This window comes from Phormidium tenue FACHB-1050, from assembly GCF_014696925.1.
Classification (GTDB): domain Bacteria; phylum Cyanobacteriota; class Cyanobacteriia; order Pseudanabaenales; family Pseudanabaenaceae; genus Pseudanabaena.
In genome coordinates this window covers 42,395-57,444 of sequence record NZ_JACJQY010000017.1, presented here as the reverse complement: position 1 = coordinate 57,444, position 15,050 = coordinate 42,395, and the positions used below count along the sequence as shown (strand labels likewise).

Annotated in this window: 13 protein-coding genes; 4 read left to right on the top strand and 9 right to left on the bottom strand. The window is 41.4% G+C overall.

The window, feature by feature from the left end:
* Positions 1-60: 60 nt before the first annotated feature.
* Together H6G05_RS12160 and H6G05_RS12155 are read right to left on the bottom strand one after the other, a co-directional pair.
* Complete coding sequence (locus H6G05_RS12160) at positions 61-3,075, bottom strand: transporter substrate-binding protein (RefSeq protein WP_190578432.1); 3,015 nt, start codon at positions 3,073-3,075, stop codon at positions 61-63.
* A gap of 487 nt (positions 3,076-3,562) precedes the next feature.
* Entirely contained in the window at positions 3,563-6,010 is a 2,448-nt protein-coding gene (locus H6G05_RS12155) for a hybrid sensor histidine kinase/response regulator (RefSeq protein ID WP_190578431.1), read from the bottom strand.
* 163 nt (positions 6,011-6,173) lie between these two features.
* On the opposite strand from H6G05_RS12155, the gene H6G05_RS12150 reads away from it, so the two are divergent.
* The 3 genes from H6G05_RS12150 to kaiC all read left to right on the top strand — a co-directional run bounded on the left by H6G05_RS12150 (position 6,174) and on the right by kaiC (position 9,133).
* The gene (locus H6G05_RS12150; protein WP_190578430.1) at positions 6,174-7,055 is read left to right on the top strand and encodes a circadian clock protein KaiA; all 882 of its coding nucleotides are present in this window, start codon (positions 6,174-6,176) and stop codon (positions 7,053-7,055) included.
* Between the two features lie 217 nt (positions 7,056-7,272).
* Positions 7,273-7,572: a circadian clock protein KaiB gene (kaiB, locus tag H6G05_RS12145; RefSeq protein ID WP_009626105.1), complete on the top strand. Its 300-nt coding sequence runs from the start codon at positions 7,273-7,275 to the stop codon at positions 7,570-7,572.
* Positions 7,565-9,133 (top strand): circadian clock protein KaiC, encoded by a 1,569-nt coding sequence (gene kaiC / locus H6G05_RS12140; RefSeq protein ID WP_190578429.1) that lies wholly within the window; start codon positions 7,565-7,567, stop codon positions 9,131-9,133. The genes kaiB and kaiC overlap by 8 nt, the downstream gene beginning before the upstream one ends.
* Before the next feature lie 31 nt (positions 9,134-9,164).
* Here kaiC and H6G05_RS12135 read toward each other — a convergent pair whose 3' ends face one another.
* Positions 9,165-9,656 carry a pentapeptide repeat-containing protein gene (locus tag H6G05_RS12135; RefSeq protein WP_190578428.1) on the bottom strand — a complete coding sequence of 164 codons (492 nt, stop codon included), beginning with the start codon at positions 9,654-9,656 and terminating at the stop codon, positions 9,165-9,167.
* Between the two features lie 265 nt (positions 9,657-9,921).
* On the bottom strand, positions 9,922-10,905 hold the full coding sequence (locus H6G05_RS12130; RefSeq protein ID WP_190578427.1) for a homoserine kinase: 984 nt from the start codon (positions 10,903-10,905) through the stop codon (positions 9,922-9,924).
* A 206-nt stretch (positions 10,906-11,111) separates the two neighbouring features.
* Between H6G05_RS12130 and trmB the strand changes: the two genes are divergently transcribed.
* Positions 11,112-11,822 (top strand): tRNA (guanosine(46)-N7)-methyltransferase TrmB, encoded by a 711-nt coding sequence (gene trmB / locus H6G05_RS12125; protein ID WP_190578426.1) that lies wholly within the window; start codon positions 11,112-11,114, stop codon positions 11,820-11,822.
* A 168-nt stretch (positions 11,823-11,990) separates the two neighbouring features.
* Here trmB and H6G05_RS25365 read toward each other — a convergent pair whose 3' ends face one another.
* The 5 genes from H6G05_RS25365 to H6G05_RS12100 form a co-directional block, all read right to left on the bottom strand.
* Positions 11,991-12,188, bottom strand: a complete 198-nt coding sequence (locus tag H6G05_RS25365) for a HEPN domain-containing protein (RefSeq protein ID WP_242025455.1) — start codon at positions 12,186-12,188, stop codon at positions 11,991-11,993.
* Entirely contained in the window at positions 12,185-12,505 is a 321-nt protein-coding gene (locus H6G05_RS12115) for a nucleotidyltransferase domain-containing protein (RefSeq protein ID WP_199310489.1), read from the bottom strand. Before H6G05_RS12115 ends, H6G05_RS25365 begins: the two co-directional genes overlap by 4 nt.
* 143 nt (positions 12,506-12,648) lie before the next feature.
* Complete coding sequence (locus H6G05_RS12110) at positions 12,649-13,155, bottom strand: hypothetical protein (protein ID WP_190578425.1); 507 nt, start codon at positions 13,153-13,155, stop codon at positions 12,649-12,651.
* Between the two features lie 89 nt (positions 13,156-13,244).
* Positions 13,245-14,243, bottom strand: a complete 999-nt coding sequence (gene trpS, locus H6G05_RS12105; protein ID WP_190578424.1) for a tryptophan--tRNA ligase — start codon at positions 14,241-14,243, stop codon at positions 13,245-13,247.
* Positions 14,244-14,314: 71 nt separating this feature from the next.
* Positions 14,315-14,980 carry a hypothetical protein gene (locus H6G05_RS12100; protein ID WP_190578423.1) on the bottom strand — a complete coding sequence of 222 codons (666 nt, stop codon included), beginning with the start codon at positions 14,978-14,980 and terminating at the stop codon, positions 14,315-14,317.
* Positions 14,981-15,050: the final 70 nt, after the last annotated feature.

The window sequence follows — 15,050 nt, the reverse complement described above, 5'->3', positions numbered from 1 at the left end:
GAAGCTGCGCCATTAAAAATCTGGTTCCTTATTTTACTGTCCCTTAGCACAGATAATCTTTTATGCCGAAGAGGAGAGGCTTTGCATCTCCTCTTGATATGCTTTCGATACCTCCGATGCAGGCAAATGAGGCTCACGATCAAGCAACATATAGGTATCCATTTCACCTCGCCCTTTGATAAATATTTTGCCACGATGCCAGAAAGAATATTTATCTTTGAGTAACTCATAGGTTGCTTGTGTCACCTGAATACCTCCCGCTAAACCGTGGGATTCCATCCGACTAGCGACATTTACCGCATCACCCCAAAGATCATAAATAAATTTGCGGATGCCGATTACACCAGCCACAACTGCTCCAGTATTAATTCCGATTCGTAACCGAAAAGCAGTACCGTCGTCACGTTTAAAATTAGAGATAGATTTTTGCATAGCTAGAGCCATCTCGGCGATCGCTTCAGCATGGTCAGGACGGGCTGTGGGCAATCCACCAACTACCATATAGGCATCCCCAATGGTCTTGATTTTTTCTAATCCCAACTGATCGGCTAGTAGATCAAAAGAAGAGAAAATGCCATTGAGCATGGTCACTAAGTCATTGGGTGAAACTTGGGTCGAGAGGGTCGTAAAGTCCACAATATCCGCAAACAAAATGGAGACATTATCTGACCTTGAGGCGATTACATTATTGTTAATCTTCAGTTGTTTGACGATCTCTTTGGGCAAGATATTCAGCAACAAATTTTCTGACTTTTCTTGCTCCGCTTTGAGGGCTTGTTCGGCAAGTTTCCGTTCCGTAATATCTTGAACCAGTCCCTCATAGGAAATAAAGTTACCTTCATGATCATAATTAGCTCTGGCATTAATCAAAATCCAAATGATCCTGCGATCGCTCTTATAGACCAAAGCTTCAAAACTAGCCACTGAGCCTTCGGTAGCTAGTTGATGCAAGAGTTCTTGATAACGTTTCGGTTCTGTAAATAGACGATATGGCTCTAACGCAACCGCCGTAAGTAGTTCCGTAGGAGTTTCATAGCCATAAATATTCGCAAGGGCAGGATTAGCATTGATATAACATCCATCGGGTTGGGCTTGAAAAATACCTTCGATCGCATGTTCAAAAATGCTGCGATACTTCTCTTCCGCTTGACGTAAAGATTCTTCAATTTGCTTTTGATGACTAATATCAATAATTACCCCATCCCAAACCGTATCGCCTTGGTCATTGCGATGGGGCTGAGAGATAATGCGTACCCACTTAACTTTCTCAAACAGACTAGAAACCCGATATTCATGCTCAAAGGTCATCAGTTCTTCGGCAGATCGGCGTACCATCTCATTGAGTTCCGCACGGTCTTCAGGATGTGCCATATCAAAAACCCATTCCAAATGCTCCGTAAACTCTTCGACAGATATGCCAAAGATTTCCAGAGTGCGGGGACTAATGTAAGGCATAGAGACAGCACCGTCAGGATGTAACACAGCCCGATAAACAACTCCAGGTACGTTATCAGCGATCGCCGAAAATCTCTGTTGACTTTCCCGTAATAGTATTTCTGCTTGCTGACGATCCGCTGCTTCGTTTTGTAAACGTTTAATTGTTTTCTGTAATTGCAGCGTACGTTGTTCAATACGCTGCTCTAATAATTCATTAGCATCCCGTAACGCTCCCTCTACATTTAACAAATCCGCCTGTGTCTTGAGCAACCTCTGGTTTGCTTTAAACATCTTCGACATCACAGCACGGGTGATTTCAGGAGCAAGTTGATTGCGTCCTTTACCTTGTCCTCTTCCTAATAGCTCCGCGATCGTGAATTCTAAGTCCTGAGCATCTTTTTCTAGTTGCCAACTTTGCTGAATACCTTGAGTAATATCCGCAAGTATTTCAATAACTACGGTTGATGTGTCTGGATTTAGTTCCTCTACCCCCAACCAAGGCATCGGTTTAATCGGATCGACTGTATATAGGATTTCAAACTTACCTGCGGAATTAATTTCTGCAACTCGACAAGCTGTCCAAATATGATGGTTGCGATCGCGGAGAATACGACCTGCTGGCGAAACAAAGCTTTGATCATAGGCTGCCCGACGCATGGGAAGCACTTCAAAGGTCTGAGCTGCTTCAACGGCTTGTTTCCATAAAAAAACCTGCGTGTACGCCGCTTGCATCACGACATTAACAGGTGGTGTTGGCGATCGCTCACCACCACACCAAATTGAGTATTTACGTAAAAAATCTTGATTGTGAGCCGTATCTAGGCTTTGGAAATAGTTAGAGCTAGCCAGATGTCCAGCGATCGCCGCAGGATTATCTAGACTTTCCCAGAGATACCTCAGTTCTAGATCAGTTAAGCGCAATGATAGAACGGGGATTTCTTTAGCCTGAATTCCCGCTTCGGCATACTGTTGTAAAAAAGCAACGGAGTTTTGTGGAGATAGGGTGCTAATTACCGCTGTAGGCGCAATATGCTTAATTTTGGCAATATTTTCGTGATAGTTAGATATATCACGGGGAATATAGTCTTCACACAGTAATAAGCCATTTTGTTGCTTAATTTGAGCGCGAATAATCTTATTAACTGTGCGTGAGTAAATACCATCTGTGCCAACTAAGTAAATGCGATCGCCTTTGTGTTGCAGCAACCAATTAATCGCTGGCTGGATGACTTGGTTGGGACAAGCACCTGTATAAAAGATATTGTCTGAGCATTCTAGTCCCTCGTAATAATAGGGATACCAAAGTTGGGCTTGATGCTTTTCAAGGATAGGAATTACCTGTTTCCGCACCGACGATAAACCACACCCAAATAAATTTTTAATATCCAGTTCATTCAATAAAGATCCTGCTTGCGAAGCAATACTGTGATCATTCGCCACAATATCAATCACAATGGGATCAATATTTTTTCCTAAGATGCCTCCTGATTGATTAATTTCCGCGATCGCCATTAAGGTTGCATCTTTAACCAGCACCTCACTATTGACCAAACCAACGCTCGGAAATTGCATCACTCCAACTTGCATGACTTCAGTCCTACTACCTGCAATATTTAAGGACTTAGCCTCTCGATTCATTGGTCGATACTCCTTCTACCTTAAGCTTAGGATCTTTAGCAAGATATGGGGCTTTTCACTTACTAATTTTGGTGTTCTCTAAAAAAGTTAGCGATAGATCTATCATCTTTATTTAAACAACTACTTTTAAACAATTATTAAACAAATTATCAAGAACTAAACAATACATCCTAAATCTAGCTTGATCGCTATCCAAATATGTTCGGCGAAATGGCTCAAAATATTGATATACTCCCTTCCCAGTGTACAACTAGACATTAAAAACCAAGAATTGCTGGATGCGGAACGAAGTGCCGCATCCAGCAATTCTTGTTGGGAAAGGAGTAATATTCTTAAATAGGGGATGAAAGGGAATTTACTATTTATAGCTGTCGCCAAGTGTATGAGGACAAAATCAAAAACCAAGAATCGAGTGGCGGCGCTTCGCGCCGCCACTCGATTCTTGGGTTGCATGTCCTAAGCAAAACTTGCTTTGCTATATAAGAAGCTAGTAAACATGGTTGCTAGTCGCGGTATTCGCAAAAGAGTTTGGCACAACGTAACATATCGCATTAGTAATTGACTGATGCAAAGCCAATAAAACTTCAGCTCTAGCTGTATCTAAATTATCTAAATCTAAACTCAGACAATCATGCAAACTCAGGTTTGCAAATCGATTTTGAAGCCAATTAATTTCGGCGATCGCTGACTTGGTAATGATCAAGATTGGTAAACTTGATAGCGTCTCTAATTCACTGATATCTTCTAGACACTTTAGCAAAACTTGATTATCACCATTCAGCAGAAATAGATCTGGCTGCCAAATTTTGGATAACACATCCGCTTGGGGCAAGTCTTCTGCTTCTAGTAAGCTATGACCAAGGTCGTGCAGTAATTCAATTACACCCTCTTCCAGATTTTGATTTAGGTATAAGAACTTGAGAGATTTGGGAATAGGTACATAGTTAGGCAGAAATGCACTCAATTCGGCAGCTTTGATCGGTTTAAGCAAGATACCGTCAGCTTGATGAAGATTAGTCTTAGGTTCGTCGGCTCGTTTCATCATCACCACACGAATATGCTGGGTTACCGAATCTCCCTTAAGCAAGGCTAACACATCCCAACCCGACAACATCGGCACATCTGGACTCAACAAAATTAGACAAGGTTGCAACCGCCTTGCTTTTTCTAGAGCCTCAGTTCCCGATCGCGCAATTACTACTTGATAATTGAAATCCGCCAGAGTATTTCTCAACCAATCTAAAGCCTCCGTGGAAGTTTCTACCACCAATACTAAGCGCCCATGACTAATATCCATCCGTCGATCAAGCTGCTCAAAGTGAACATGATCATGATTGGATCTAGTTTCAGGCGGCAACAAAATCGTAAACTGACTGCCCACATCGACCTGCGAAACAAAGGTAATATCACCACCGTGCAAACGCGCCAAGTGTCTGGTTAAGAGCAAACTCGATCCCGTACCTTCAAAGCGTCGAGTTAGGACATTTTCCACCTGTTGAAATTTTTGAAATACTAAACTTTGTTTCTCTTCAGGTATTCCAATTCCCTGATCCCAGACCGTAATGGCAAGCCATCCTTCCCACCACTTCACTGTCATCCCTATTTGTGGAGCAATAGATGGTAAATCATCAACCAGTTCCGATGGTGAAAAACTAAATTTAAAAGCATTGGAAAGCAGATTTACTAGCATTTGCTGCAACCTAGTTTCATCGGCATAAATTGTCTGTACCGTTGGATCGATGTCTAGGTGAATATCTAACTCCCAGCCTTCTTCAAAGTTATAGTTGCGAAAAATCGTGGAATCCTGTTGAACTAACTTCTTCGCTTGCTGGATGCTTTTTTGACAAATCTCTTTGACAGAAACAGTCTCCGCATATAGTTCTAATTGCCCCGACTCAGCTTTAGCAAGGTCAAAAATATTATCAATAATCGAAACTAATTGCCGACCACTTTGATGAATCATCTTCACGTAGCGACTCTGACGCTCATTGAGTTCGCCAAAGGTGTTGTTGCTCAATAAACTTGCAATCCCAATTACTGAGGTTAATGGCGTTTTCAGCTCATGATTAATACAGGTCAAAAATTCATCTTTGACCCGACTTAGCCCCGATAGCTCTTGAGCCAGATTTTTTTGGGCTGTAATGTCATAGGCGATCGCCAGATCTAGCCCTTGCAAACTGCCCTGCAAAGCCACACTAATCACTTGCCATGTAAACGATGCACCATCAGTAGTACAAAACTGGTGAGTTACAGGTAGCTTTGGTTCTAGTACGTGGGAACGCTCATTAACCTGTCCCTTTGTTGGAGATGATGTAGATGTATTTGAGATACTGCTACTAATCTCATCGACTGGCAATATATCAGCCACAGTATTGCTAGGTAAGCTTTCATACAGGCTATTGCGCCATGCGGCATTCATACCCACGATCGCTCCATCGCGATCGCTAACCATCACAGGCAGAGGCAACTGATAGATCAATGGCAATAACAATGAGGTGATGGAAGGGCTTTGATTTTTATCTTCTTGTACGAGCGATCGCAGTAAGCTTGAGACCTCCAAGAGAGCTGCAAATCTACCATTGCTATCTACTAAAGCCCAAGTTTCTGCTGAATGCCGATATTGAGAGATTCTTTGCAAAAAATCGGCGATCGTCATAGCGATCGAAATCGTAGGTAATGGCTCAAGATCAATATCTTCTAAAGCGATCGATGGCGCAGAAAATGTACAACCATCTACTGATTTTGATTGCCAATTTAATAAACATCGCGCATTAAACAAACCCTGTGGCAGATCATTTTGATCCACCACCACCACATGAGACCATCCTTTTTGGAGAAGGGCTATTGCTTCAGCAGTATCATTGGGTAGTCGACAAATTGCTACAATCGACTGTCCATATATCTCTAAAGACTGATTTAAGATGAGGGAGTCCATATGCTGAAACCCTTTCGGGTTATGTTTAATAAGTGGTGCTTGTCACTAACAGCCTATAAATTTTTATATATAGTACAATCTCCAATCTCACATAATTTCGCTATTTAAGTGCGAAAATAAAGATTAAGATAAAATTTAAGCCATTATCAACCACCAATAGCCAGTGCCTGTTCTGTCCAATCTACAAGTATGCTGTTTGGTGGCTGAAGCTAATGTCAGCCAAACCAAATCTACTCTTGCAAAATATTTGCCAGAGGATCGATACACCATTACGGTTGTTACCGAATTAGAAGCACTTGTAAGTTTATTAACAAAAACTCAAAATGCCCAAGATTGTCTAGTTATATTTGAAAATGTGATCCCTGATGTCGAGGCTGTCATCGATCATCTTGGTATGTTGAACATTTTCATACCTACCATATTAGTCCTAGAAGATCTTTATGAACAAAGTGACCCTCACTATGAACAAAGCGAATCAAAGGACTTTTATCGAGCCAGTATCAGTATTAATTTTGCTCAGATTCAAGATCTGCCCACAATTATCGATCAGGCGATCAACACTTTTATCAAGATTTCGCCACAAGTTAGACATCAAGTCTATGTCAATATTCCGCACAGTGCGGCTTCTGAGTCTTTAAGTGTCCAACAACAGCGATTAGCCAGAAAGCTTAATGAAAGATTGGGGTATTTGGGGGTGTATTACAAACGCGATTCACGATTATTTCTCCGTAACCTATCACCTGAAGATAGAAAAGAGTATCTTGAGCGCTTAAAAAACATTTATCGGTCGATTATCCTCGAGTACTTTCTCGAAAAAAGTGATGATTTAAATCAAAAAATTGATGAATTCGTTAATCTTTCTTTTTTTGCGGATATTTCTGTATCACAGGTTCTAGAAATTCATATGGAACTGATGGACGAATTTGCTAAGCAATTAAGACTAGAAGGTAGAAATGATGAAATTTTACTAGATTATCGAATTACGCTAATTGATATGATCGCGCATCTATGTGAGCTATATCGTCGATCTATTCCACGCTCCTAACAGGAACTTAAAAAGATCTTAAAGATCTAATCAAGCTTTTTTACAGAAATATCCACTAGATTAAATCCGCTTGGTCTACTTAAAATCTTGAAACTCTGCCTATATTGTGCCTAAACTTTAGTTTATGTCCCCCTCGCTCCATCGCCAATGCAAAGATTTATTTTCTAGAAGTTTAAGAGATACGTTATAAATAGCCGACGCAACCCAAATTAATGAAATGATTCGTAAAACCTACGTCCTAAAACTCTACGTCGCAGGCAACACGCCAAACTCTGTGCGGGCGCTGAAGATGCTCAACGATATCCTTGAGAAAGAGTTTCAAGGAGTTTATACATTGAAGGTCATTGATGTGCTTAAAAACCCACAACTAGCTGAAGAAGATAAAATCCTAGCTACTCCTACCTTAGCAAAGGTTTTACCACCACCAGTTAGAAAAATAATTGGCGATCTGTCTGATCGCGAAAAGGTATTAATCGGACTAGATTTACTATATGAGGAATTAATTGGCAATGACTAGCTCATCAACTGAAAAAAATAACGACAGTAACGATATAAAAAGACAAGAGCTAGGTGTCCAAAAGTTACGCACCATGATTGAGGGGTTGGATGATATCACTCATGGGGGGTTACCTAAAGGGCGCTCAACTCTTGTCAGTGGTACATCAGGTACTGGCAAGACTTTATTAGCAATGCAGTTTCTGTATAACGGCATTACAGGGCTAGACGAGCATGGTGTATTTGTTACCTTTGAAGAGTCCCCCTCTGACATTATCAAAAATGCTCATAGTTTTAATTGGGATCTCCAAGAGTTAATCGATCAAGGTAGATTGTTTATCCTCGACGCTTCTCCCGATCCTGAAGGTCAAGAAGTAGTTGGCGATTTTGATCTATCAGCCCTAATTGAACGCATTCAATACGCAATTATTAAATACAAAGCAAAACGGATCTCCATTGATTCGATGACTGCTATTTTTCAACAATACGACTCTCTAGGCTTAGTTCGCCGCGAAATTTTTCGGATTGTGGCGCGTCTCAAGTCTTTGGGTGTAACTACAGTCATGACCACCGAGCGCGAATTAGAGTATGGTCCCGTAGCAAGGTTTGGGGTAGAAGAATTTGTTTCTGATAATGTAATTATTTTAAGAAATGTCCTTGATGGGGAACGTCGCCATCGTACTGCCGAAATTCTAAAATTGCGTGGCACAACCCACATGAAGGGTGAATTTCCATTCACAATGACCACGAAAGGGATCAATATCTTTCCCTTGGGAGCCATGCGGCTTACCCAAAAATCTTCTAATACTAGAGTTTCGTCGGGCATCACGACTCTTGATGAAATGTGCGGCGGTGGCTATTTCAAAGATTCGATCATCCTTACCACTGGAGCGACGGGTACGGGTAAGACCTTGATGGTAAGTAAGTTTATTGAAAACGGTTGCGAAAACGGCGAACGGGCGATCTTGTTTGCCTATGAGGAGTCTCGCCAACAGCTTACGCGCAATGCTTCATCTTGGGGAACTGATTTCGACAAATGGGAAAGTTCTGGGTTACTAAAAATTATTTGTGTTTACCCTGAGTCATCGGGACTAGAAGATCATCTACAGGTGATTAAGTCTGAAATTGAGTCCTTTAAGCCATCTCGAATTGCGATCGATTCTCTTTCGGCTCTAGCTAGAGGTGTCAGCAACAATACCTTCCGTCAATTCGTGATTGGCTTAACGGGCTATGTTAAGCAAGAAGAAATTACGGGCTTATTTACGAATACAACCGATCAGTTCATGGGTTCTCATTCAATTACTGAGTCACATATTTCGACGATTACAGACACAATTATTCTGTTGCAATATGTTGAAATTCGTGGACAAATGTCGCGTGCGGTCAATGTATTCAAGATGCGGGGATCGCGCCATGACAGCCGTATTCGTGAGTATGTGATTACTGATGAAGGCGCACAAATCAAGGATTCATTCCAAGGATTTGAGCGAATTTTGAGTGGTTCACCAACGCGAGTATCGGTGGATGAAAAATCGGAACTGTCACGGATCATTCGAGGCGTATCCGTGGAACCTTTAGAGTAAGAAAAAGGAGCGCGTTGCGCTCCTTTTTTTATTAACAGCCTAGGGATTCGCGGGTATCTACGCCTGTTTTCGAGTTTGTGCCAGAGGCGTTAAGACAAAGTTTCTTTAATTGCTGCACATCGATCAATGCATTGGTGAAGTCAGTACCTGTGACATTCACCCCATCAAAGGTCGATCGCAACATATTGGTATCAGCTAAGATTGCGTCACTCAGATCAACATTCTTAAATCTAGTGACGTAAGCTATTCCTGAGCTAAAATCACTCCCATGTAAATTCGCACCATCTAATAAAACGCCGTTGAAAAGTGCGCCGCGCAAATCCGCATTAGTAAAATTCGCATTTTTTAAAGTTACACTCGTAAATTCGGCTCTAATTAAGTTTTTACCAGAGAAATCCTCACCTTCAGCTTTATTGAGTATGGAACCAGTAACACTAGAGGAGCTAGCAGCCTGTACTGGCAAAGGGCTTAAAAATAAGACGGTTGCTAGGATGAAGCTGGTGATAAATCGCCAATATTTCATAATTTATTGAGAATAAGTTAGGATAGTTTATTTTTTGTTACTAACTATTAAATCTCAATTATAGTCAGCCTTGTTAACTGTTCCTGCACAAAACGCAAAAGGAGGCGCTTTGCGCCTCCTTTTGCGTTTGAGCGCAATCAAAGCGCTGTAATTCGAGCATTGCTATAGCAACACAAAACCCAATAAGTGAGGTGCGGCGCTTCGCGCCGCACCTCACTTATTGGGTTTTGGTTTGTACTATCTAACTCTTTTTTTGCTATATGAATTAAAAAGGCTTCCAGTCGGGCGATCGCAGCATCTTGAAATGTTCGAGACGATAGTGGAAGTAACTGTCATCGAGTTTGCTGTGATTATGCACGATCGCCGACTTGACACTGATTGCCCATGACCAGATCTGCGCGACTTGCATTAAGGGTTGCATACATTTCAACTCAATGTCCTCAAGGGGCTGGGCTGATTGATAGCCATGTAAAAAAGCTTTGCGGACACTCGGACTGATACCTGCTTGCAAAGTGACTTGTAGAAACTTGGCAATGTCAAACGATCGCCAGCCATAACCACATTGATCGAAATCAAATAGGGTAATCTCATTGGTTTCCGTAAAATGCACATTACCACTGTGCGGATCACCCCAGCAGACGCTCCAAATGGGAAATTCTTTAGGTAAATGGTGGATTTGTTCTTTGATTTGGGCGATCGCATCATTCATATAGGATCTGGCTGAACCACGCAAAAACGGTGACAGATCTCGTAATGAGTCATCTAGTAAATATTCGATCGTCAAATGGGGACGATCAACATGACAATGAAAATTTTGGGCTGTATTGTGCAGCTTTGCTAAAGTTTCCCCTAATCTTTGAGCCTGTACTTTATTTAGATCCCCAACAGCAACTTGACCTGTGGCATAGGTAAATAATGAAGCATAGCGTTTGCCTTCAAGGGCGGGAATTTCGATCGCTAGTTGTCCATCATTGGTGGTGAGAGGATAGGCTACAGGAATATAATTTTTGTGCAGAAACGCTAATAATTCTAGTTCAAATTCGATTTCGGCTTTAGAACGCCAATGGGCATGGGAAACTCGCAATACATAGCGGCGATCGCCTGCTTCCACTAGATAGATATCGCTCAGCCCCCGCATCCAAAATACACAACTGGTAATTTCACCCACAGCATAGCGAGATAAAACACGATCTACCAAGGCTTGCGGTGCAAGGGTGGAATAGGTAATCGGAAAATGCTGGTCAGACATACTAGGGAAATGCTTTAGAGACCAATCCGCGACAGGCATAGCGATCAATAATTAGGAGGATTTTTAGCACTATTCCAGATATATCGCAGAGCTGAGATCAAAAGTGTTTGTCAAAAACCAAAAGTCGTTTTTTGTCGGTTGTTTTGGCATGATTGAAAATGCGGCGCTTCGCGCCACGTTTTCGATCTGCGGTATTCTTAAATACTATGCAAAACTCCTCAACTCCCCAACCCAAAACATCCCCAACCGAAATCATTGTCAACGTTAGCAATGAAAATGTTTCGCGACGGGCGCGTGTGCGTGAACATGTTAATCCATTAGCCAAAAAATACAGCGTGGCGATCGCGCCACCAGTTTGGACAGAAATTTATGCTGATTGGTCAAAGCCGTTAAGTCTAGATATCGGTTCGGCGCGGGGACGTTACATTTTGCAAATGGCGCAACTTAAGCCCGATTGGAATTTTTTGGGTTTAGAAATTCGGGAGCCACTAGTCGATCGCTGTAATGAAGTGCGTGATGAACTAGATTTAAAGAATCTGCATTACATTTTTTGCAATGCCAATGTGTCGCTAGCGGGACTATTAACTAAAGACTCCTTGCATGAAGTCACGATTCAATTTCCCGATCCTTGGTTTAAGCGCCGCCAACAAAAACGCCGCGCCGTTCAACCTGAGTTAGTGGCAACTTTAGCGGAGTTACTTGTACCTAATGCCAATGTATTTTTGCAATCCGATGTGTTGGAAGTAGCTGAAGATATGCGCCAACATTTCGATGCTAATGATAATTTCATTAATCTTGCTGGGGCTGGAAATTTTGCCGATGATTCGATTTTTCCTGAGCATATTCCCACCGAGCGCGAAAGTTCAGTAATTTCGCAAGGTTTGCCCGTTTATCGCGCTTATCTAAAGCGTAGGTAAGTACTGATTTGCTAAATCCAGAAATAAATTTGCTCTTTCTATTTGTTCGGTTGCTTCAAGTTTGCTGGTGTTGAAACTAGCATCGTAATCCGATCTAATTCGTGATTGCTCTGCTTCAATTAAATAGCGATGAAACGGAGGAGGAACTCGGTTTGTTCTGGCAAAGTATTATCCAAATTTACCAATCACTGCTGAATGTTTAGAAAAAGATAAACCCTCACTAATTAAAAATGCTTCTGCGATATAAAACATAGCGTAATAAGCACGAGATACCGAGAAATCATATAGACCTTCGTCAGCTAATAATTGAGCAGCTTTGATGCTGTTTTTAGATTTAGTAATTAACTGTTGCTGCTCAGTTGTCATAGAGCTATGCCCTCACGCTTTATATTTCGTAAAAGGGCTGTGCTTTGTTCGGTAAATTGTTGGGCAGAGACAAATATATTGCTGATAAGAATACTATTTTCTAAACACAATTGAGCAATAAACTCTCCTGTGCGCTTGATTTCCGTCCACGAATCAACATCATCTTTTAGCACAACTAAAACATCAATATCAGAGTCTAAATCAGCATCACCTCTAGCTTGAGAACCAAATAAAATCAAGCTATGCAATCTTTCCGCATAAATTTCTCGCATATAGAAATTTAGCTTTTGTAAAATTTCTAATAATTGCTGATTCATTATAAAAGTACTTGTAGTTATATTTAATTAAATTGAAATTCACTGCAAATTCTAGAATAGACAACTCCAAGATTTGTTTGCAACAAAGTGGTCAGAAAGCACATCTTCAAATGAGTTATTACATTTTTGTAAATAAACACTTTCTAACCATTATTTTTTTCAATAGTTTGACGCTCCCACTTAGTTAGACAGATTCCCGTTAACACTACATATAGTGCCACGCCGACAGGACCTGCGATGAAAACTGAGAATAAGCCAATTGTGGAAGCTAGCACCCACAAGATTTTCTTTTCAAAACTCTGATGAATGCACAGGTATTGCATACATCCAACGGGAAGAGTAGCAAAAATCATAAGAAGGCGATTCTCAGTAGTAAAAATTATCCAACCGAGGATTGCGCCTCCAACAGATGCTACTATCCACCATCTTAATCCAGTAAAAAATCTTCTTAGTACTAGCCACTGAGCAAATGCAACACTTGAAGCTGGCAGTACAGAAACAAATCGAAAGACATTAGAGTAAGGATTACTACTAGAATAAAGCGCCCAAGATACACTTATACTCAATACCGCGAATATCATACCCAAGACAAATCCAAAAGTATTTGTTAGTATCCATAGTCCTAATATATTTCGTTTAGAATTTGACATTATTTTGGTGAGTAAATAAGTTTTCTGATAGTTTCTGAACTCTATATTTAGTCTGGATTTAAAATGATTTTGAATGTGGTTTGGCAAACTTAAAACGGCGGCAAATAACCCATTGCATCTTTGACTGCATTTAGGGTTTTAAAAGCAGTTTCGGCAGCTTTTTCACGACCTTCTTTTAATACGCGATCAAGATAGCCTGACTCTTTGACCACTTCATCATACTTAGTTTGAATCGGCTCAAGATGCGCGATCGCTGCATCAGTCAACACAGTTTTAAAATCACCCCAACCGCGCCATGTTGCCGCCTCAGCTTGAACCTGTTCCTTAGTTTTATTGGCAAAAATCGCGTAGAGTCCGAGTAAATTATTTGCTTCAGGGCGATCGCTATCATCAAAAGCTAACTCGCGTACCGCATCAGTCTTACATTTCTTGATTTTCTTGGTAATTTCATCAGGCTTATCGAGCAAATGAATCCGACTCATTTCTGAAGGATCGGACTTCGACATTTTTTTTGTGCCATCGGTGAGGCTCATCACCCGCGCCCCTTCTTTACGAATTAAGGGATTCGGCACTTTCAAAACTGGCGCAAACTGATCGTTAAATCTTCCCGCAATATCTCGTGTCAGTTCTAAATGCTGCTTCTGATCTTCACCAACAGGAACTAGATCCGCTTGATACAGCAGAATATCTGCTGCCATCAGTACGGGATAGTCCAGCAGACCCACACCCACATTTTCGCCTTGCTTGATTGCTTTTTCTTTAAATTGGATCATTCGCTCTAACCAGTTAAGCGGCGTGATGCAGTTGAGTAGCCATGTGAGTTCGGCATGTGCCGAAACATGGGACTGCACAAAAATTGTAGAAATGCTGGGATCAATGCCACAGGCAATATACAGTGCGGCAATGTCGCGAGTATTACTAGCTAAAGTTTTCGGATCATGGGGAACCGTAATCGCGTGCAGATCGACAACACAAAAGAAATTTTCGTAATCAGCCTGAGTCTCTACCCAGTTGCGAATTGCCCCCAAATAATTGCCGATGTGCAGATTGCCAGTCGGTTGTACACCAGATAGAACTCGTTTTTGCATGGAAAGTGATTTATCAATAAATTTAGCAACAAGGGGCTTAAGTCCCTTGTCTGTTATATATAGAGAGATTTCTATATATTCAGGTTACAGGTCGATAGGGTATTTACAGGAACAGGTGAGGGAAAAACGATCGCTCGACAAAAAGGCAAGCTGACTTTCCCCAGATCCTGTTCAAAAGCTCTTGGTATTGTACCAATTAGCGTTTCGACTATACTCTTGCGCGGATCGGATGGCGCGACTTGATAGATGACACTCAATACATCATCAGGAAACCAAGCCCTAACTAAATTTAACAACTCTGATGTCGTCAGAGGGCGATCGCGATTATCGGGAGTTAATCTAATCCCCACCAAGCGATCGCGCTCAAAATAAATATTTGCCGTAAAGCCTCTGACATAAACGAGTTTGCGATCAGGCAAGGCATATAAGCCCTCGCCTCCTGGTTGCAACTTGTGAACGGTATAGTCATCCCGATGAATCGTCGCGATTGCCGCCCAATTATTATCCTGAGCATATTTAAGAAACTGCGTCTCTAACATGCCTACATGTAAAGTATCAGGCTGTAAAGGTGGACGCGCTCTCGTTTGGAGACTGGGCAAAGTTCTTACTGTGCCTAACTTTTCATTAGCATTAGCTGAATCATCTGATCGCACCGCAGGAGTATAGGCGATCGCACTGAAGAATGTTGCTGCGATCGTCATACCAATACATACACAAGAGTTAACTCTTCTCGCCATACACTCACCTATACGGCATTACTGAAAGGCTTTAATTTTTCTGCTTATACCTTAGCAAAAATTCTTGTTT